The sequence below is a fragment of the Cytobacillus firmus DS1 genome (assembly GCF_000565285.1).
GTDB lineage: Bacteria > Bacillota > Bacilli > Bacillales > Cytobacillaceae > Cytobacillus > Cytobacillus firmus_A.
The window spans coordinates 52,245-71,875 of the sequence record NZ_APVL01000002.1; the positions used below are offsets into that span (position 1 = coordinate 52,245).

General features: G+C 39.8%; 22 protein-coding genes and 1 riboswitch. Of the genes, 12 read left to right on the forward strand and 10 right to left on the reverse strand.

The window, feature by feature from the left end; genetic code table 11:
- The first annotated feature begins 108 nt into the window (after positions 1-108).
- The 6 genes from PBF_RS02715 to PBF_RS02740 all read left to right on the forward strand — a co-directional run bounded on the left by PBF_RS02715 (position 109) and on the right by PBF_RS02740 (position 3,938).
- Entirely contained in the window at positions 109-585 is a 477-nt protein-coding gene (locus PBF_RS02715) for a DsrE/DsrF/DrsH-like family protein (RefSeq protein WP_035326745.1), read from the forward strand.
- Between the two features lie 26 nt (positions 586-611).
- Positions 612-1,190 (forward strand): sulfurtransferase TusA family protein, encoded by a 579-nt coding sequence (locus tag PBF_RS02720; RefSeq protein ID WP_035326746.1) that lies wholly within the window; start codon positions 612-614, stop codon positions 1,188-1,190.
- Positions 1,191-1,230: 40 nt separating this feature from the next.
- A complete protein-coding gene (locus tag PBF_RS02725; RefSeq protein ID WP_035326748.1) occupies positions 1,231-2,352 on the forward strand; it encodes an MBL fold metallo-hydrolase in 1,122 nt (373 codons plus the stop codon).
- Between the two features lie 54 nt (positions 2,353-2,406).
- Positions 2,407-2,634 (forward strand): sulfurtransferase TusA family protein, encoded by a 228-nt coding sequence (locus PBF_RS02730; RefSeq protein WP_035326750.1) that lies wholly within the window; start codon positions 2,407-2,409, stop codon positions 2,632-2,634.
- A 64-nt stretch (positions 2,635-2,698) separates the two neighbouring features.
- A complete protein-coding gene (locus PBF_RS02735) occupies positions 2,699-3,475 on the forward strand; it encodes a sulfite exporter TauE/SafE family protein (protein ID WP_035326751.1) in 777 nt (258 codons plus the stop codon).
- 100 nt (positions 3,476-3,575) lie between these two features.
- Entirely contained in the window at positions 3,576-3,938 is a 363-nt protein-coding gene (locus tag PBF_RS02740) for a YidH family protein (protein WP_035326759.1), read from the forward strand.
- Positions 3,939-3,970: 32 nt separating this feature from the next.
- Here PBF_RS02740 and PBF_RS02745 read toward each other — a convergent pair whose 3' ends face one another.
- Positions 3,971-4,864 carry a YitT family protein gene (locus PBF_RS02745; protein ID WP_035326761.1) on the reverse strand — a complete coding sequence of 298 codons (894 nt, stop codon included), beginning with the start codon at positions 4,862-4,864 and terminating at the stop codon, positions 3,971-3,973.
- A 308-nt stretch (positions 4,865-5,172) separates the two neighbouring features.
- On the opposite strand from PBF_RS02745, the gene PBF_RS02750 reads away from it, so the two are divergent.
- Complete coding sequence (locus tag PBF_RS02750; protein WP_035326763.1) at positions 5,173-6,075, forward strand: YihY/virulence factor BrkB family protein; 903 nt, start codon at positions 5,173-5,175, stop codon at positions 6,073-6,075.
- 292 nt (positions 6,076-6,367) lie between these two features.
- On the opposite strand, the gene PBF_RS02755 is transcribed toward PBF_RS02750, so the two are convergent.
- Positions 6,368-6,682 carry a DUF948 domain-containing protein gene (locus tag PBF_RS02755; RefSeq protein ID WP_035326766.1) on the reverse strand — a complete coding sequence of 105 codons (315 nt, stop codon included), beginning with the start codon at positions 6,680-6,682 and terminating at the stop codon, positions 6,368-6,370.
- A 202-nt stretch (positions 6,683-6,884) separates the two neighbouring features.
- A riboswitch (purine riboswitch) is annotated at positions 6,885-6,986 on the forward strand.
- Between the two features lie 93 nt (positions 6,987-7,079).
- Between PBF_RS02755 and PBF_RS02760 the strand changes: the two genes are divergently transcribed.
- Together PBF_RS02760 and PBF_RS02765 are read left to right on the forward strand one after the other, a co-directional pair.
- Positions 7,080-8,375 carry an NCS2 family permease gene (locus PBF_RS02760; RefSeq protein ID WP_035326768.1) on the forward strand — a complete coding sequence of 432 codons (1,296 nt, stop codon included), beginning with the start codon at positions 7,080-7,082 and terminating at the stop codon, positions 8,373-8,375.
- A 221-nt stretch (positions 8,376-8,596) separates the two neighbouring features.
- The gene (locus PBF_RS02765) at positions 8,597-9,514 is read left to right on the forward strand and encodes a cation diffusion facilitator family transporter (RefSeq protein ID WP_035326770.1); all 918 of its coding nucleotides are present in this window, start codon (positions 8,597-8,599) and stop codon (positions 9,512-9,514) included.
- A 22-nt stretch (positions 9,515-9,536) separates the two neighbouring features.
- Here the strand turns inward: PBF_RS02765 and PBF_RS02770 are convergent, their stop codons facing one another.
- Entirely contained in the window at positions 9,537-9,854 is a 318-nt protein-coding gene (locus PBF_RS02770; RefSeq protein ID WP_035326772.1) for an ArsR/SmtB family transcription factor, read from the reverse strand.
- An 82-nt stretch (positions 9,855-9,936) separates the two neighbouring features.
- A complete protein-coding gene (locus PBF_RS02775; protein ID WP_035326776.1) occupies positions 9,937-10,575 on the reverse strand; it encodes a hypothetical protein in 639 nt (212 codons plus the stop codon).
- A gap of 468 nt (positions 10,576-11,043) precedes the next feature.
- Between PBF_RS02775 and PBF_RS02780 the strand changes: the two genes are divergently transcribed.
- A complete protein-coding gene (locus tag PBF_RS02780; RefSeq protein WP_035327574.1) occupies positions 11,044-11,745 on the forward strand; it encodes a response regulator transcription factor in 702 nt (233 codons plus the stop codon).
- Entirely contained in the window at positions 11,735-13,144 is a 1,410-nt protein-coding gene (locus tag PBF_RS02785; RefSeq protein ID WP_035327576.1) for a sensor histidine kinase, read from the forward strand. The genes PBF_RS02780 and PBF_RS02785 overlap by 11 nt, the downstream gene beginning before the upstream one ends.
- A gap of 47 nt (positions 13,145-13,191) precedes the next feature.
- Here PBF_RS02785 and PBF_RS02790 read toward each other — a convergent pair whose 3' ends face one another.
- From PBF_RS02790 to PBF_RS02815, 6 genes are all read right to left on the reverse strand, one after another.
- Entirely contained in the window at positions 13,192-14,547 is a 1,356-nt protein-coding gene (locus PBF_RS02790; protein WP_035326778.1) for a hemolysin family protein, read from the reverse strand.
- Between the two features lie 64 nt (positions 14,548-14,611).
- Complete coding sequence (locus PBF_RS02795) at positions 14,612-15,013, reverse strand: MerR family transcriptional regulator (RefSeq protein WP_081757221.1); 402 nt, start codon at positions 15,011-15,013, stop codon at positions 14,612-14,614.
- 299 nt (positions 15,014-15,312) lie between these two features.
- Entirely contained in the window at positions 15,313-16,605 is a 1,293-nt protein-coding gene (locus tag PBF_RS02800; RefSeq protein ID WP_035326782.1) for a hemolysin family protein, read from the reverse strand.
- A 123-nt stretch (positions 16,606-16,728) separates the two neighbouring features.
- Complete coding sequence (locus PBF_RS02805; protein WP_035326784.1) at positions 16,729-17,076, reverse strand: hypothetical protein; 348 nt, start codon at positions 17,074-17,076, stop codon at positions 16,729-16,731.
- Positions 17,069-17,611 (reverse strand): GNAT family N-acetyltransferase, encoded by a 543-nt coding sequence (locus PBF_RS02810; RefSeq protein WP_035326786.1) that lies wholly within the window; start codon positions 17,609-17,611, stop codon positions 17,069-17,071. Before PBF_RS02810 ends, PBF_RS02805 begins: the two co-directional genes overlap by 8 nt.
- Before the next feature lie 136 nt (positions 17,612-17,747).
- Positions 17,748-18,887 carry a histidine kinase N-terminal domain-containing protein gene (locus PBF_RS02815; RefSeq protein ID WP_035326789.1) on the reverse strand — a complete coding sequence of 380 codons (1,140 nt, stop codon included), beginning with the start codon at positions 18,885-18,887 and terminating at the stop codon, positions 17,748-17,750.
- Between the two features lie 271 nt (positions 18,888-19,158).
- Here PBF_RS02815 and PBF_RS02820 point away from each other — a divergent pair, with 271 nt between their 5' ends.
- Positions 19,159-19,629: a helix-turn-helix transcriptional regulator gene (locus tag PBF_RS02820; protein ID WP_035326792.1), complete on the forward strand. Its 471-nt coding sequence runs from the start codon at positions 19,159-19,161 to the stop codon at positions 19,627-19,629.
- Positions 19,630-19,631: the final 2 nt, after the last annotated feature.

A 19,631-nucleotide genomic window follows, 5' to 3' on the forward strand; every position in this document is an offset into this window, starting at 1 on the left:
ACACTGTATTGTATACCCTGTAAGGTATTTAAGTTAATAACACTATAATAACTAAATTTTTTTGTTTTGATAAATACCCACTAGGGTAAAAGGGAGGAAAAAGAACGAATGGAAAAGAAAAAAACAACGATTGTTCTTTTCAGCGGGGACTATGACAAAGTAATGGCAGCTTATATTATTGCAAATGGTGCTGCTGCTTATGATCATGAAGTAACAATTTTTCACACTTTTTGGGGATTAAATGCACTAAGAAAAGACGAACCGATTCAAGTGAATAAATCGTTCATGGAAAAAATGTTTGGCAAAATGATGCCAAGAGGACCTGAAAAAATGGGCTTATCAAAAATGAATATGGCTGGAATGGGTCCCAAGATGATAAAAGATATTATGAAAAAACACAACACGATGCCAGTGAGCGACCTTATTGAAATGGCAAAAGAACAGGATGTTAAGCTTGTAGCTTGCCAAATGACTGTTGATCTACTTGGATTTAAACAAGAAGAAATTATTGATGGTGTTGAATTTGCCGGTGTTGCTGCATACTTAGCTGATGCAGAAGATGGCAATGTCAACTTATTTATATAATCAAAAGATGATAGGGGGATTTATGAATGGAAGCATTGAAAACAAATTTTACGGTTGACGCGAAAGGTCTTGCTTGCCCGATGCCGATTGTTAGAACAAAAAAAGCGATTAATGACTTAAATCCAGGAGAGGTCCTTGAGGTTCTTGCAACGGATAAAGGATCAAAAGCTGATATTCAAGCATGGTCTAAGAGCTCAGGCCATCAGTATCTGGGAACCATTGAAGAAGGAGATGTGCTTAAGCATTATATCCGCAAAGCAAGTGCAAATGAAGAGAGAGATGCGGCAAACTTTGAGACTGTAGCTTCAAATGAAGAGCTTCAAACAGAGATGGACTCAAATTCAGATATCGTCATTCTTGATGTAAGGGAACCGGCAGAATTTGCATTCGGCCATATTCCGAACGCTGTTTCAATTCCTTTCGGCGAACTGGAAGAGCGCATCGGAGAGCTTAACAAAGATAAGAAAACCTACGTTGTATGCCGGACAGGAAGCCGAAGTGATATGGCGTCACAGACATTAGCCAAAAAAGGCTTCACAAACGTAATTAACGTTATTCCTGGAATGTCCGAGTGGAGTGGACCAACTGCAAAAAAAGTAAACTAAAAAAATTTAATCTTAATTATACGGTGGGAGGTATAAAAAGATGAAAGCAATGACTGCTAAAGAAGTAACAAAAAAGGTTATTAATAATGAAGAACTATTTATACTTGATGTGCGCAATGAAACCGACTTTAATGATTGGAAGATTGAAGGCAGAAACTTTGAATACTTGAATGTTCCATATTTCGACCTTCTTGATGGAGTAGAGCCTATTCTTGATAAAATTCCGGCAGATAAAGAGCTTTTAGTAGTGTGTGCAAAAGAAGGTTCTTCTGTAATGGTCGCAGAAATGCTTGAAGAAGCAGGACGCGATGCTTCCTACCTGACAGGCGGAATGAAATCATGGAGTGAATACCTTGAGCCTGTTAAAGTGGGCGATTTAAAGGATGGCGGAGAAATGTATCAATTCGTCCGCATCGGAAAAGGCTGCCTGTCCTACATGGTGATTTCAAACGGCGAAGCTGCAATCGTCGATGCAACAAGAATGACAGACGTATTTACTGATTTTGCTGCTGAAAAGAATGCAGAGATCAAGCATGTCTTTGATACACATCTCCATGCAGATCATATTTCAGGCGGACGCAAAATTGCTGAAAAAACGGGTGCTTCTTACTGGCTTCCTCCTAAGGATGCTGAAGAAGTAACATTTGAATACAACCGTCTTGAAGATGGAAACGAAGTAATGATTGGTTCTACTAAAATCAGCATTCAAGCTATTTACTCACCTGGCCATACAATTGGTTCAACATCTTTTGTAGTGGACGATCAATACCTTCTTTCAGGTGATATTCTATTCATCGATTCTATCGGACGTCCCGACCTTGCCGGTAAAGCTGGGGATTGGGCTGGAGATTTAAGAGAAACACTTTATAAACGCTATAAAGACCTATCAGGCGAATTAGTTGTTATGCCTGCACACTTCATGATTATTGAAGAATTAAATGAGGATGGCAGCGTATCAGAAAAGCTTGGCACATTATTTGCTAATAATCACGGATTAAACATTGAAGACGAAGGGGAGTTCAGAAAATTAGTTTCTGAAAATCTTCCTCCTCAGCCAAATGCTTATCAGGAAATCCGTGAAACAAATATGGGAAAAATCAGCCCGGACGAAGAAAAACAGCGTGAAATGGAAATCGGTCCAAATCGCTGTGCCGTAAGATAATGTTTTAGTAAGTTTAATTCAAAATATTAATTATAAAAATTGGAGGAATGGAACATGAACGCAGCAAAAGTACTGGATGCAAAGGGTTTAGCTTGTCCAATGCCCATCGTAAAAACGAAGAAAGCAATAGGTGAAATCGAATCAGGGCAAGTGCTTGAAGTTCATACAACAGATAAAGGCGCAGTTAAGGATTTGGCTGCCTGGACAGAGTCAACAGGACATGAGCTTTTAAAACATGAGGATGACAACGGAGTGTTAAAGTTCTGGATAAAAAAAGGCTAATCTATTGAAAAAATAAAAGGGGGTTTCGACTCCCTTTTATTGCTTAAAAGGAGGAGATGGCCACATGGATTTTACTTTTTTGATCGTTATATTTTTAATTGGTTTTATCGGGTCTTATATTTCCGGCATGGTAGGAATCGGCGGCTCAATCATTAAATACCCAATGCTCTTATACATTCCGCCGTTATTTGGATTAGCTGCTTTTTCTGCTCATGAAGTATCCGGAATCAGTGCAGTACAGGTATTTTTTGCAACAATCGGAGGTGTCTGGGCCTACAGGAAAGGCGGATATCTGAATAAAACACTAATTACTTATATGGGTTCAGCCATACTGGCAGGAAGTTTAATCGGAAGCTACGGTTCAAGGTTTATGACTGAAGGCGGCATTAACCTTGTATATGGTGTTTTAGCTTTAATTGCGGCAATCATGATGTTTGTACCGAAAAAAGGTTTGGATGATATCCCTTTGGATCAAGTAAAGTTCAATAAATGGCTTGCAGCCTTCTTTGCTTTGATTGTCGGCATCGGGGCTGGTATCGTCGGTGCAGCAGGTGCCTTTTTACTGGTTCCTATTATGCTGGTTGTATTGAAGATTCCTACAAGGATGACGATTGCGACATCACTGGCAATCACTTTTATTTCATCGATTGGATCTACAGCTGGTAAATTGGCAACCGGACAGGTAGACTATGTTCCTGCAGCCATTATGATTATTGCCAGCTTAATTGCTTCGCCATTAGGAGCTGCTTCAGGAAAGAAAGTAAATACAAAAATTCTCCAAGTTATTTTGGCTGTACTAATACTGGCTACATCCATTAAGATCTGGATGGATATTTTATAATTCTGGGGAGGGGGCAGCGGGTGCTGTTCCCTTTAATGTTTAACCTGTGGTTAAGCGGTAAAAATAATCGTATACTTCAGATAAGGGAGAGCTGTTTCTGATGGAAGAAACCAAAGAGTCGAAATACATACAGCAGCATCTGGCAAATGAAAGAACCTTCCTGGCATGGGTAAGAACATCGATCGCTGTAATTGGAATAGGCGTACTTGCTTCCACACTGCATTTTAATAATGTGCAGACAGTAAATAAGTTTGCGGACAGCATTGCCATTTTATTAAGTCTATTTTCTCTGGTTACCGGCCTGACAATCCTGGTTTACTCTACCTTGAATTATTTTCAGATCAGAAAAAGAATTAACCTGCAGACCTACTCATCATCCCGATCTCTAATATACTTAATAACAGCTGTTATCTTTTTGATATTTATCTTATTACTAATATATTTATTTGTTATTTTGATTTAAACTGGCGCATCCATGTTTTTAATAAACTAGTCTTAATGAATGGCTTTCTTTTTAAATCTACCGCCCCTGACTTCCGCAATATCAGCAACTGCTAAAAAAGCACCGGGATCTATTTCTTCAACGATGGATTTTAATTTCGCTTCTTCAAGTCTGGTGATGACACAAAAGATTACTTTTTTATCATCCCCCGTGTATGCACCTTCCCCATTTAAGTAGGTAACTCCTCTGCCCAGCCGGGCCATAATCGCATCGCCGATTACCTTATGCTTGTCGCTGATGATCCAGGCTGATTTTGATTCATCCAGCCCGCTGATAACAACATCAATTGTTTTGAAAGCAATGAAATAAGCAAGGATTGAATACATTGCCCGGTTCCAGCCGAAAACAAAGCCTGCCGTAGCAAAGATGAAGATATTGAAAAACATAATAATTTCCCCGACAGAGAACGGAAGTTTTTTATTTACCAGAATGGCCAGTATCTCTGTTCCATCTAAGGATCCCCCATACCTGATCACCATGCCGACCCCTACACCAAGAACAATGCCGCCAAATACTGTTGCTAACAGCAAGTCCTCTGTAAAAACAGGAACGTCGTGCAAAAGGAGGGTGGTTGCTGATAATACGGCAATCCCCAGCAGCGTAGAAAGAGCAAAGGTTTTCCCAATCTGCTTGTATCCTATGTAAAAAAACGGAATATTAAGGATGAAAATAAACCAGCCCAGTTTCCAGCCTGACAGGTGAGAGAGGATAATGGAGATCCCTACTATTCCGCCATCCAGAATTTTATTGGGCACAAGGAACTCTTCGATCCCCACGCCCATAAGTATGGCTCCAACTATGATGAAGAAAACCCTTTTTGCAAGCTTTCCTTTAGTCAATCCTTTATGTACATTTGCTTCCACAGCAGTTTCGAGTGAAACGTTCATAAATGACCCCCATTTTTATAAGATACCCGAGCATCTTTATGAGCTAATAACATAATATGATAGCTTGTGCCATTTTAGCTCAAATTAATGATCGGCAAGTCTGATAAACACTATATCTAATTATAACATTTCTTATTTTAGATGAGGGATTCATGGGTAAAAAATAAGCTTAGTACTGTACCCCTTTGTAAGGATCATATCTTTTTACCTGCCTGAATGAATATTTTATGAAAATACGATTAGTTCAAGGCTCTTCGGGGAAATAAACACATACAAGCAATTAGCTGAATAAGGGAGGGGGTAGTTATATGCATAAGGTTATTCAATTTGGCAAGAAGCTTGGAAAGGAGTTTAAGAATGATCGGGCAACCGGGCTTGCAGCCGAACAAGCTTATTATTATATGCTCTCCATTTTTCCTTTATTAATCCTGCTTATCTCCATTGTTCCATATCTATCACTGGATCCTCAAAAAGCATTAACATATCTGCAGAGTGTAATGCCGTCTGATTCGTTCAGTGTAATCGAGGATAATGTGGTAGATATCATTACGAAGCCAAACGGCGGTCTGCTGACTTTTGGTATTATAGGTACATTATGGTCGGCTTCTAATGGAATGCAGGCTTTCATAAGGGCTATGAATGATGCGTTTGATGTAAAGGAATCGCGATCATTTATAAAATCAAGACTTGTTTCCATAGGCTTAACACTTGGACTGCTTGCAGCATTCATTGTTGCCATGGTTCTTCCTGTATTCGGGAAAGTTATCTTGAATTTTATTGGGAATTTTATAAATATATCTGATGGGATGCAAATTCTGATCAATGTATTGAGATGGGCCGTTGCATTTATAATCATGGTTACAGTCCTGGCTATTCTTTATAAGGTCGCACCGAATAAACATTTTCCTTTCAAACAGGTATTGCCTGGTGCAATAGCTGCAACTGTTATGTGGCAGCTCATATCTTTTGGATTATCCTTTTACGTAAGCAATTTTGGAAATTATTCAGCCACATATGGAAGTCTTGGCGGAGTTATTGTATTAATGCTTTGGTTCTTTTTAACCGGCCTTGCGCTTGTTATAGGCGGAGAAATAAGTGCACTCTATCACCGAAATAATACATTCAAGCCGGGCAGCGGGAAGAGAGAGGATAAAGATAATTCAAAAGTACAATCGGATGGAGAAGCGTACCGTACACTTTCAATAAAATAGGACAAAATAAAACGAGGGCTCAGCCCTCGTTTTATTATATCGCAGTCTAACGGGCAGTAAGACCCTCACTTCAAGACTCAGAGGAATCAAAGGAGGATAAGTGGGGGTCAAACTGCCCGTAAAGGCCCGATTGATGAGATACAGTGAAACTTGCCGACGCGCAGGCAGAGGCTTAGTTGAACCAATCGGGTTCGTAGTGTCGATTGATCGAAGCGCTAGCGGAGATCTTAGCGACACTAGAACGCGACTAACAATCAGTGGGGGATAAGGAAAACCCCCACTGATTGAAGTTTCACTTTATCTGATGGATAAAAGGTATTTTAATGTTCCACCACTTTTTTATTTTCTTCGGTGTTTCTTTAACGGCGGACACTGTATTATTTAATGTTTGTTTCTTATAATTGATATCCCTTTGGATTTCTTTCTGGGTTGCTGTCAGTTCGTCAACCCCATTTCTCAATTGATCTGCTTTTAACTTCATGACAGTGCTAATTGCTGTCAGTTTCTTAATTGCGGGTTTGGAATCCTTGTAAGCTTTAAAAGCATAGATGCCCAGAAAAATCAGGGATGCTGCAATTAGAATCAAGCTGGCATATACAATGAACATTACGACCTGCCTCCTCATGCCGGGTTTTCTTATTATTTACCCATTAATTCAAAAAATTAACGTTAAATCTTTTTAACCAGCTTCAAGATAAAAGAGAATTCTCAGAATAAATTAAAGAATTGACGTTCAATTTTGAGTTTGCTAGAATTGGTTTCATTATATCAATATATAATTTGTGTTTGGGATAGGGCGCTGATTGACGTGCTCAGTCTTACATTTTACCTGTATATGTTCAGAGATAAGGTCTGAGCGTTTCTACCGGGCTGCCGTAAATAGCTTGACTACAGGGGATATAGCTTGTTTGAATAGGCATGCTATTTTCTTCTGTTTTTCTTAATGGCAGCTTCGCATATTGCGGAGCTTTTTTTATTTTCCACTAAAAAAGGAGGGGAATGGCATGTCATCTTTTTTCCAGTTTCATGAAAGAGAAACATCATACAAGCAGGAAACCATTGCAGGTTTAACCACGTTTTTATCCATGGCATATATTCTAATTGTAAATCCAATTATCCTTAGCCAGGCCGGAATGGATAAAGGGGCTGTTTTTACTGCTACGGCACTCTCAGCTATTATTGGCTCTTTATTAATTGGCCTGCTGTCCAATTATCCGATTGGGATTGCCCCAAGCATGGGTCTCAATTCTTTCTTCACTTTTTCTGTCTGCATCGGAATGGGTATTCCGTGGCAAACGGCGTTAACCGGTGTATTTATCTCAGGGATCTTATTTGTGATTCTAAGTTTATTAAAAATACGCGAAAAGATTATTAACATTATACCGAAGGATTTAAAGCACGCAATTGCAGGCGGCATCGGATTCTTTATTGCTTTCATCGGATTGAAAAATGCGGGTCTTGTTGTAGGAAATGATGCGACATTTGTTGCGATTGGCAATATTAAATCCCCAGTCACGCTGCTTGCTGTTTTCTGTTTTATATTAACAATCGTATTGATGGTAAGGGGTATTAAAGGGGCCATTTTTTATGGCATGGTCATCTCAGCTGCAGCCGGAATGTTAATTGGCCTTATTGATAAGCCGAAAAAAATCGTGGGGGCCATTCCGAGCCTTGAACCGACATTAGGAGAGGTTTTTCTGCATATTGATCAAGTCTTTACTCCGGAAATGCTGGCAGTAATATTTACTTTCTTATTTGTTGCCTTTTTTGATACTGCAGGTGCCTTAATAGCGATTGCAAGTCAGGCTGGCCTGATGAAAAATAATAAAATTCCTAATGCCGGCAAAGCGCTTCTGGCAGATTCCAGTGCTACTGTAGTAGGCTCTGTGCTTGGAACTTCTACTACTGCTTCCATGATTGAGTCCAGTTCAGGGATTGCGGCTGGAGGCAGAACAGGTTTTACTTCAGTGATCATCTCTGCATGCTTCGCGGTTGCATTATTCTTTTCTCCATTGCTCAGCGTGATAACGGCCGAAGTGACATCGCCGGCACTGATCATTGTTGGAGCACTGATGGCCATGGAGGTAAAACATATTGATTGGGGTAAACTGGAAATCGCTATTCCTGCGTTCGTGACCATTTTAATGATGCCGCTGACCTTCAGTGTAGCAACAGGGATTGCACTCGGTTTTATATTATACCCAATTACAATGCTTGCACTTAAAAGGCCAAAAGAGATCCATCCCATCATGTATGGACTATGCTTTGCATTTATGGGTTATTTTGTTTATCTTGCATAAGAGAAAGGGCTGCCTGTAGAGTCAGGCAGCCCTTTTGTGAATTCTATAATTGCCTTGAATAGTTCTTTCAATTTGCTGCTGTTTCTGTTGATATTATCTGCAGATGTTTGAGTCCATTCATTTGGTCTAAATTAAAAGGGAATAATAAAAATCATTGAACAATAAGCCAAAGTCATACATAATATATATGAGCATATATTCATATAAAAGAGGTGCATTATATGGGACACAGTCATGGGCACGATCATTCACATGATCACCATCACACTGGCAATAAAAAGGCTTTGCTGTGGGCATTTATTTTAATTGCTTCATTTATGATTGTAGAAGTGATTGGCGGAATATGGACTAACAGCCTTGCACTGCTATCGGACGCCGGACACATGCTGAGTGATGCAGCTGCGCTTGGCTTAAGTTTTCTGGCTATCAAAATAGGCGAAAAAAAGGCGACGAATTCAAAAACATTTGGCTATAAACGATTTGAAATCATTGCTGCTTCAATAAATGGAATTACACTGCTCTTAATTTCTCTCTATATTTTCTATGAAGCCTATCACCGCATTCTTGAGCCGCCGGCTGTTCAAAGTATGGGGATGCTCGTGATTTCATCGATCGGGCTCTTTGTTAATATTGCAGCAGCATTCATATTAATGAGTGGGGATAAGGATCACAACTTAAATGTAAGGAGCGCTTTTCTGCATGTTCTTGGTGACCTGCTTGGTTCGGTTGGAGCTATTGCGGCTGCGCTTTTAATTTATTTCTTCGGATGGGGACTTGCTGATCCGATTGCCAGTGTAATAGTAGCAGTTCTTATCCTTGTAAGCGGATGGAGAGTTGCAAAAGAGTCTTTCCACGTATTAATGGAGGGAACACCTTCCCACCTGAACCCTGAGGATATTAAAAGTGCGCTCCTCGGACTTGCACATGTAAAAGATGTTCACGATCTTCATATTTGGACGATTACTTCCGGTTTTCCTTCTCTTAGCTGCCATCTTGTAATTGAAAATGATGGCGGCCACGATGCAGTCCTTCATGCTGCTCAATCTATACTGCATGATGAATATGGGATTGAGCATAGCACGATACAAGTGGAGGGAGAAAGAAAAGGCTGTCCCGGTCATAATGAAAGCTGCAATTAATAAGGCCCTAAGGAAAGCTTATTCATGAATGCTGGCTATGTTCAATTGCCTGATTCAATAAACTTATAACATGTTCATCATCATGGCTGTAGAAGAGAGTAGTTCCTTCACGGCGGAATTTTACCAGACGCAGGTTTTTCAAAAAGCGAAGCTGGTGAGAAACGGTTGACTGAAGCAGGGATAGATTTTCGGCAATTTCATTTACAGAATACTCTCCGTGAAATAATAAGTGAAGAATTCTAAGCCTGGTTGGATCTGATAAAGCTTTGAAAGTCTGGGAAACCATGAATAAAGTTTCTTCATCCAGGTCGGCTGGGTACACTGGGTTTTCATCTGTCATTTTGATCACCTCTCCCTTTCATTATAAGTCTGTTTTATATAAAACGAAACCGCAGAGATGGTCACTCTGCGGTTTTAACTTATTAGTTTGCCTTTCTGATTTCCTTGTGAATTTCATCAACCAGTTTTTTCATTTCTGCATGGATTTTTTCTTTATCAAGATTTAATTCCGTTTTTATTTCTGGTAATGATTTTCCTTGTTCCCTCATTTGGATTATTTCTCCCAGATCCTTATTTGCCGCCTTTGCCATGGCTGCACCTGAAACAAGGAAACGAAGAGGGACTCCTTTCTCAAGATACCCCTGCAGCACTTGAGTCGATTTGCCGGAATGCTCGGAGATCTTTTGCAGAACAACCTGCTTGTTCGCTTCCAGGAATTTATCCATGTGATGATGATGCTTCTTTATTTTTTCTAAATCCACACCATACTGCTGTGCTGTTTTTTCCCAGGAGGAGTTATTTTTTTTATAAAAATTCAATACCTCTGCAACCTGATTATTTGAAAACTTTGCAATGTGGGCAGCTATGAAGATTTCTTTTTTTGTGAATCCTTGTTCCTGAAGGGTTTTCATTAAGGATTCATCGATCATTCTGTGATGGTGTTCATGTTTTGGCTCCTGTGCGGGTGATTTTCCCTTTGGCGCTGTTTCCGCATTAACCGATAAAGCGGTCCCTAATAATAAAATGCAAAAAGATAGTAGTAATAGAAATTTTTTATTCATCTTATACTGGACTCCTTTCAAAATGATAAGTCTTATTTAGCATTTCCCAAGATATTGATAACAATAAAAAATTTGGTTGACTTTATAGAAAAGGCTCCTTTCGTAAAGTTTTGTTGTTTTACATAACTTAGTTTTATTTACTTAGTTGATTGGAGCGGAGGGCACAGATCCTCGAAAATGCTGACGCATTTTCTTCGTGCGGTGTTCGTTCGAGGAAGCTTTTTCAATGTCCTGCGGGAGGAGAGGGAAGTGTGAGACCCCGCAGGCGTAGCCGAGGAGGATCGCATTCCTCCCCGCGGAAAGCAAGTGCCTGCAGCGGAAATCAACGGGCTGAATTTATAAGCAAAACACAATATTCTTTGAAGAAAATTCTTAGAAAAACATTAAGGTCAGAGATATTCATTGAAAAAAAACACTCATTTCGATTACATTAAGAATAAAAGACTGTTCAGGGGCGGTGAAGGGAAAATGAAAATACTTGTTGTGGAAGATAATGAAAGTGTCTGTTCAATGCTGGAGATGTTCTTTATGAAAGAAGGGTATCAGGGTGTTTTTGTTCACGACGGCCAGCGGGGATTTGAGCATTTTAATAAAGAAAAATGGGACTTAATTATTGTTGATTGGATGCTTCCGGTCATGGATGGAGTGACGCTCTGCCGGAAAATAAGGGAACTGAGCAAGGTTCCGATTATTATGCTGACGGCTAAAGACAGCGAATCCGATCAGGTTCTGGGCCTTGAAATGGGTGCCGATGATTATGTGACCAAGCCATTCAGTCCGCTGACGCTGATGGCCAGGATCAAAGCGGTAACACGCAGGTTTCAGGCTGAAGCAGGATCAGGGGAAGACCCACAATATGTTGCCAGTGGATACTTCAAAATCAGCAAAGAATCCAGAGAGGCATATTATAATGGGCAGCTTCTCAAGAATTTGACCCCAAAGGAATTTGACCTGCTGTATTATCTTGTAAAACATCCGAAACAGGTTTTTACAAGAGAGCAGCTGCTCGATAGTGTATGGGGATATCAGTTTTATGGAGATGAAAGAACGGTAGATGTACATATAAAGCGGCTTCGGAAAAAAATAGGCACGGATGAGCAGCCCTTTATTCATACGGTATGGGGTGTAGGTTATAAATTCGATGAAACGGCAGCGGAAAATGAAGGTTAAATATTTTTATCAGCTGCTGATCAGCCATGTCAGCATCCTTATACTGGCCTTCCTGTTATTAAGCCTTCTATTCTCCCAGTTTGTGGAGAATTATATTTTTGAAAATAAAGTGGAAGAGCTCGATTCCTATGGAGAGCAGATCCTGACAGACATAACAGTCAGGATAGAGGGGGATGAACAATTTCTGACAGAATACAGCCAGCTGCTCGATGCCAGAAACATCAAATACATTCTCTTTGATCATAAAGGAAGGGTCTTGTACCCTGAACTTAAATCGGATCCGATGATTCAGCTGACCAAATCCGAGTGGGCTGAAATTTCGAAAGGAAAAAAAGTAACTGTAAAGCATGATATAGAACGTTTCGGCCAGGAGGTAACATTGGTTGCCCTGCCATATATGCAGGAGGGCAATATTGTTGGCGGAGTTTTGCTTCTGTCCCCAATAACAGGGGCTATGGAGGTTGTCAGCCAATTAAATCGATTTTTATTATATACCATTTTTATTTCACTCTCTGCGACCATTCTTTTAAGTCTGGTTCTTTCTAAAAATCTGATCAAGAGGATAACGGAGCTTAGGAATGCTGCCTCTATGATTTCATCCGGTAACTATGATATCAATGTTCCCTACACCTATATGGACGAAATTGGTGAACTGGCTAAAGACTTTAATGATATGGCAGCAAGATTGAGGGAATCTAATGAAGAAATCAGAAGACTGGAAAATAGAAGAAGGAAATTCATTGCTGATGTCTCGCACGAGCTTCGGACTCCTCTGACCACTATCAGCGGTTTGGCTGAAGGCATTAAGGGAGGTCTGATCCCGGAGGCGGATACAGAAAAAGGGATGATTCTGATAGACAGGGAAGCAAAGAGGCTTATCCGGCTGGTGAATGAAAATCTGGATTATGAAAAGATCCGTTCCAATCAGCTGCAGCTGAATAAAATGGATATTGATCTCATGGAAGCCTTTGAAATTGTTAAGGAACAGCTGGAAATTCAGGCAGAGAAAAAGGGAAACAGGATTTATATAGAGGCTGAAGAAGGGGTTTCAGTTTATGCGGATTATGACCGGCTAATTCAGATTTTGGTTAATATTGTAAAAAATAGCATTCAATTCACCGAGCAGGGCTCCATATTTATTAGGGGCAAAGAAAATCCCGATCAGACATTGATCGTAATAGAAGACACGGGTATAGGCATCGATCCGCAAGAAATTGAGTCGATCTGGCTGCGTTTTTATAAAGCGGATTTATCCAGGACCAATCATTCGTTTGGTGAGTTTGGCATTGGTCTTTCCATTGTAAAACAGCTTGTTCAGCTGCACAGCGGAGAAATTACTGTCAGCAGTGAAAAGGGGGAAGGGACCAAATTCAAGATTAGATTTCCGCGGGAGCAATAAGGTCAAATAAAAGGAACAGCACTCAAACAGGCTGTTCCTTTTATTATTTAAGACAATACTTCTGATTCAGTAAAAGGCACTTCTTTTGCAGGTGCCGGCTCTTCTGTTTCAGGTACTGCTGTCACTTCAACATACTTAATGTGGTGCTCTTCCATATCGAGAATTTTAAATCGATATTTTTCGTGCTCGATAATATCACCTTGTTTGGCTTCGTAATTCTCAGTCAATATCCATCCGCCAATGGTATCAACATCTTCATCATTAATATCGGTACCCAGCAAGTCGTTGACTTCGCTGACAAGAACTTTTGAATCAATGATATATTGGCCTTCTTGCGTCTTTCTGACCATCGGTACTTCATCCATGTCGAACTCATCACGGATCTCGCCAACAATCTCTTCAATGATATCCTCAACAGTCACTAGCCCCGAGGTACCACCGTATTCATCCATTAAGATGGCCATGTGGATGCGTTCTTTTTGCATTTTAAGCAGCAGCTCATGGATAGGGATGCTGTCAATGACCCGGATAATGGGACGAATATATGATTCAAGAGTGCTTGATGATAATTCCCGGTTCATAATGAGATCTGTCATGACTTCTTTAATATTGACCATGCCAATGATATGATCCTTATCTCCATCTATAATGGGATATCGAGTAAATTTCTCTTCCTGAACGATTTGCAGGAAATCTTCAAGTGTATCATCTTTTGAGAGAGAAACAATTTCAGTACGCGGAACCATGATTTCTTTCGCGATCCGATTATCAAACTCAAAGATTTTATTTACATACTTAAACTCAGATTGGTTAATTTCGCCGCTTTCATAGCTTTCTGATAAAATAATGCGAAGTTCTTCTTCAGAATGTGCTAATTCGTGTTCAGAAGCAGGCTTTAGTCCAAACATGCTGGTCAATAGGCGGGCAGAACCATTCAACGCCCAAATGATCGGATACATAATCCGGTAAAACCAGATTAAAGGACGTGTTGTTAAAAGTGTTACCGCTTCTGCTTTTTGTATCGCCAGAGTCTTTGGAGCCAATTCTCCCACAACTACATGCAGGAAGGTGATAAAAGCAAAAGCAATGCTGAATGAGATAACATGCGAAATGGATGAAGGCAGACCGAAACTATTTATCACCGGACGCAGCAGATGTTCAATTGTCGGCTCACCCAGCCAGCCAAGACCGAGTGCTGTAATGGTAATTCCCAGCTGGCAGGCTGAAAGGTATTCATCCAAATTGGAAATCACTTTCTTCGCAGCAATTGCATTTTTATTGCCTTCTTCAATTAGCTGATCAATTCTGGAACTTCGTATTTTAACAATGGCAAATTCCGAAGTAACGAAAAAAGCCGTTAAAGCAATTAAAATGGCTATAAAAACCAAGTTTAATATGTCCAAATAAGTTCCCCTTATCCCGCCTAAACGGGCAGGGTGTCACCTCCTGATTTTGTGAAAAATGGGATTAGCTAGTTAAGCCGGAAAGGGAACGGAGCAATGCAGTACTTTCGGCAGTCAGCTTTCTGGAGAAGCCATCCTTCTGCTCCTCATTCATTGTATTGATGAGCGGCATGAGCACAGCTATTTCCTGTTGCAGCTGTTTCATCTGTAATGTGACTGCGTTAATATGCTTTTCAACTTCCCCAGTCTGAATCTCCCTTTTCGTTTTCATTTCTAGTTTTCTCTTAATCTCTTCAAGTGGAAGATGCAGTATTTTGCATTCTTCAATAAATCTTAGATCAGACAATACTTCTTCTGAATATATGCGATAATTTGATTTTGAGCGTTTCGCTTTTATTAGGCCAATGCTAGTGTAGTAGTCAATCGTTCTTTTAGAAACGTTAGCAATATTGGCTAATTCGCCGATACGATAGTAAGCCCCATCATATCACCTCTGTTTTGAATACTTATATCTCCATAATAATGCTTTACAACAAGAGATATAGTTAGAATCAATTATACGTTAGCGGAAACCGTACAGTCAAACGTAGCAGTTTGGAAAAAAGGATTACATTTATTTTATGAAATTATTCATTAAATATGAAGTAAAAATATTCGGAAAAATAAAAAAATAAAAGGGTTTCGAAAAGATGCAGCTTAATCTGTCCGCCATGCAGCAAAAAACCGGGAGCAAAAGTGCGCTCCCGGTTTATAAAAAATACAGAATTACATTTTCACAACTTCTATATAAGAAATATGGTGTCCATCCATTTCTTTAATAATAAATCTGTATCCTTCTTCTTCAATAAAGTCTCCCTGAACAGCATCATACTTCTGTGTCATGATCCAGCCGCCGATAGTGTCCACATCATCATCAGATAATGTTGTTCCCAGGAGATCATTTGCTTCTGAAATCAGCAGTTTCGCATCAAGGATATATTGGTTTTCCCCTGACTTTTGGATAAGCGGAAGTTCATCGGCATCAAATTCGTCCCGGATTTCACCTACGATTTCTTCCAGGATATCTTCTGCTGTGACCACTCCGGCGGTTCCGCCGTACTCATCAAGGAGAATTGCCATATGTGAACGCTCCTTTTGCATTCTAAGGAGCAAATCGTGTATGGGGATAGTTTCAATCACCCTGATGACAGGTTTAATATATTGCAGTAAGGGGTGTTTGCCTTCACATTTTTTTCTTACACAGTCAGTTAAGATTTCCTTTACATTAATGATCCCGAGAATATTATCCTTATCACCCGCCGTAACCGGATAGCGGGTATATCGCTCATTCAATATTAGATCGAGGGTTTCTGACAGTGATGAATCTTCCGGGATGGTAACAATCTCGGTCCGCGGAACCATAATCTCTTTGGCGATTCTATTGTCAAATTCAAATATTCGATCAACATACTGGTATTCGGATGGATTAATTTCACCGCTCTTTAAGCTTTCAGACAGGATAATCCGAAGTTCTTCCTCTGAATGGGCCATTTCGCTCTCTGAAACCGGCTTCAGTCCAAATAATCCTGTAACAATTCTGGCTGAACCATTTAAAATCCAGATAAACGGATACATAATCCTATAAAATAATATTAATGGCTTTGAAAAAGTTAAAGTTATGGCCTCAGCTTTTTGAATGGCAAAGGTTTTTGGCGCAAGCTCTCCAATGACCACATGGAGAAATGTCACAACAGCAAAAGCAATGATAAAGGAGAGAAAATGAGTTATAGAAGCCTGCAAGTTAAGGCTTTCAAATACAGGATGAAGCAATCTCTCAATAGTCGGTTCACCCAGCCAGCCGAGGCCCAGTGCGGTGATTGTAATTCCAAGCTGACAGGCAGATAGATATTCATCCAGACTGCTAATTACTTGTTTTGCAGAACGGGCTTTAGGATTTCCCTCCAGCATAAGCTGATCAATTCGTGATGTCCGCACTTTAACAATGGCGAATTCAGATGCCACAAAAAAAGCGGTTAATGCGATTAATAAAAATAATAAGAATAGGTTAAGGGTGATCATATATATCCCTTACACATATGTAAGGGGCAGGCACCTCCTTTATTATAAGTACTTTTCCCTTATTCATGAATTTTACAAATAAACCATGAATAAAGGATTTGCTTTATATGAAATTACCCTTAATTAAGAGATGTAATCTGGAAAAATAAATAATGCAGGGAAAAATAAAAAAGCCTGAGCAGGCTTTTTGTTTAAACTATAAGAATGAACTTTTAACTTCGAGAATTGTCTAGCTCCAGCGCCTACCCCCTCGAGGTCACAAGCCGTTCCTCCCAAAAAGGCAAAGAACGCCTTTCCGGGAGGAACGTCTTGTGCTTGAGGCACGCAGGACAAGGAAGGCAGCATAATCATCGCACGACCAAAAGCGACAGCTTTTGAGAGGATGCGGGTCATGCAGACGTTGCCACAGGACGTGGCGTTTTTTAGTCTGCGTTCCTTCGTGGGCAAGGCGCTCGCGCTTTTCTTAAACACTCCATTCTCTTGCCAGAAGTCCATATACGGCAAGGTCGTGATATCGATTATAAAGATACTCGCCATCCCGGATGATTCCTTCCTGGCGAAAGCCAAGCCGTTCAGGGATCGCACGGCTTTTCCCGTTTCTGATCCCGCAGCGTATCTCGATGCGGTTCAGTTTTAAATCAAAAAAAGCATGATTGATCATGGCCTGCACGCTTCGTGTCATAATTCCGCTACCCTCAAAATCTTCTGCAAGGTAGTATCCAATGCTGGTTTGTCTGCTGTTCCAGTCGATCTGGTGAAAACCAATAGAGCCTGCAAGTTTTCCCTGATAACGGATTCCGGCATTAAAGCCGTTATTATCCGCAAACTGTTTCAGCCATATAGGAATGATCGAATGATACTGAACAGGTGAAGCCATATTATCTACCCATGGAAGCCATTCTCTTAAGTGGCTGCGGTTCCTGTCCACCAAGCTGAAAAGCTCTTCTGAATGATGAAGCTGGAACAATTGCAATTCTATATCTTTATCTACTTTTAAAGAAAACAAGTGACAAACCTCCTCAAACAATCTGACAATTATATTAATAATAATCTGAAAGCAAATAAAAATATATGCTTTTTTGTTTATATCATATAAGCATTTTTAGCATTGAAGACGAAAAAGCTGATCCCCGGATTCGGAGTCAGCTCATGTCTTTAGTCAGCTTTTCAGTTGGCAGAGATATGCTGAACACGGTCCAGTCTGATTCGGTATCACAGGTCAGAGTCCCTTGATGCTTTTCAATTATCTCTCTGCAGACAAATAGCCCCAGCCCCGTGCCGAGTGTTTTTGTTGTAACAAATGGTTCAAAAATGGAATTGATAAGATGATCCGGGATTCTTGGTCCGTTGTTAGAAATATCCAGTTTGATTTGGCCGTCTGGAGTCCATTTGCTTTTAATATAGATGACAGGGTCGCTCCGGTACTGTGTAAGCACATCAATGGCATTGAAAATAATATTAATGAGAACTTGACGGATTTCATCAGCATAGCCATTTAAATATATATCTTCTTTCATGTCCTGAAGAATTTTAACCTTTCCATCCAGGATACTGGGATATAGAAATATCAGTACTTCATCTATTAATTCATTTAGAGAGAAAGTGATTTTTTCTTTTCCAATCAGTTCCTTTTTAGATAGGAGCAAGAATTGTGAAATTCTAAAATTCAGCTGCTCCAGTTCATTAGAAATGATATCCAAATACTTCATGGAGGGGTTTTCGGATCTTAACAGCTGAATGAACCCTTGTACAGAGGTAAGCGGATTTCTGAACTCATGTATAAAGCTTGAAGTCATTTGGCCCAGAAGGGTTAATCTGTCTTTATGGGTGGAATCGATAAATTGTGTCTTTTCCTTAATAATCTGATCTTTGGCATCCGTATATCTGGAGACAGCGTGATATAAGAATTTGTCGAAGCAATAACCGATTCTTTCGAACTGTCTCTGGAGATCGTGATAATGAATTTCGGAACGATTCAATATATTGAGAACGATTGTTCTTCCCAAGTTGACATTATAGACAAAGTCTCCAATATTAATATCTGCTTTTACTCGCTGTTCAGCGACTGAGTAGGCCAGTTTTTGAATATAGTTTTCTAGTTCTTTCCCGTCTTTTATCAAAATTTGAATAATTAATTGGAACATGGCGTCGCCATTATCTTTGATTTTATCTTTAAAAGGATCATCCTTATTTATGAGGATTTTATCATTCCATTCACTTAAAAGGCTTTCTTTTTCCGTTAGCAGAAGTTTCAATATGGCATTATTTGTTTCAATTGTCATGTTATCCTCCACTTTTTTGCATAATAACAGTTAACCCATAGATTTCGATAGAATACAGCAAAATCCTCTGTTAATTTAATGGAAAATATCAGTAATTTTTTTCCTGGGGATTATGGTCAACTTTGTGACTAAAAGCACAGTCATTTTTTTGTGATAATTGGTATAGTTAAAGAAAAAGGCAGTGTTTTATTTGAAAAATGGTTATTATTTCTTTTATAATATAGAAACAGGTGTAAATTTACACCAACAATAAAAAGGGAATGAAGCTGCATTGACTAGAGATGAAATTATACTGAAAGTTTCAGATAAGATCCGTCTTATTCGTACAGAGGCAGGATACACACAGGATAAGATGGCGGAAATTATTGGTGTTTCAAAAAAGACCCTGGTTCAAATTGAGAAAGGGCGAGCAGAGGCAGGCTGGTCGACAGTGGTAGCTGTTTGTGCATTATTCAGAGAAACGGAAACAGTCCGATTCTTGTTTGGAAATGAACCACTTGAAGTTTTGGAGACAATTGCCAGAGAAGGAATCGATTATAGAAAGGAAAAGACTCTTGGCGGAAAGCTCTGGTGGAGGGAATTAAAGAGAAGCAACAGTTTGATCCTTCAGCAGAATATCATCAGCCAGCACTACCGGATTATTGATCAGGACCACTTTAGAATTTACAGCAGTTTCGACGAATTGTCTTCTAAAGAACGGTTTGAGGAGCTGGCAGCAGAGAATAAAGACCTTCACCAATAATA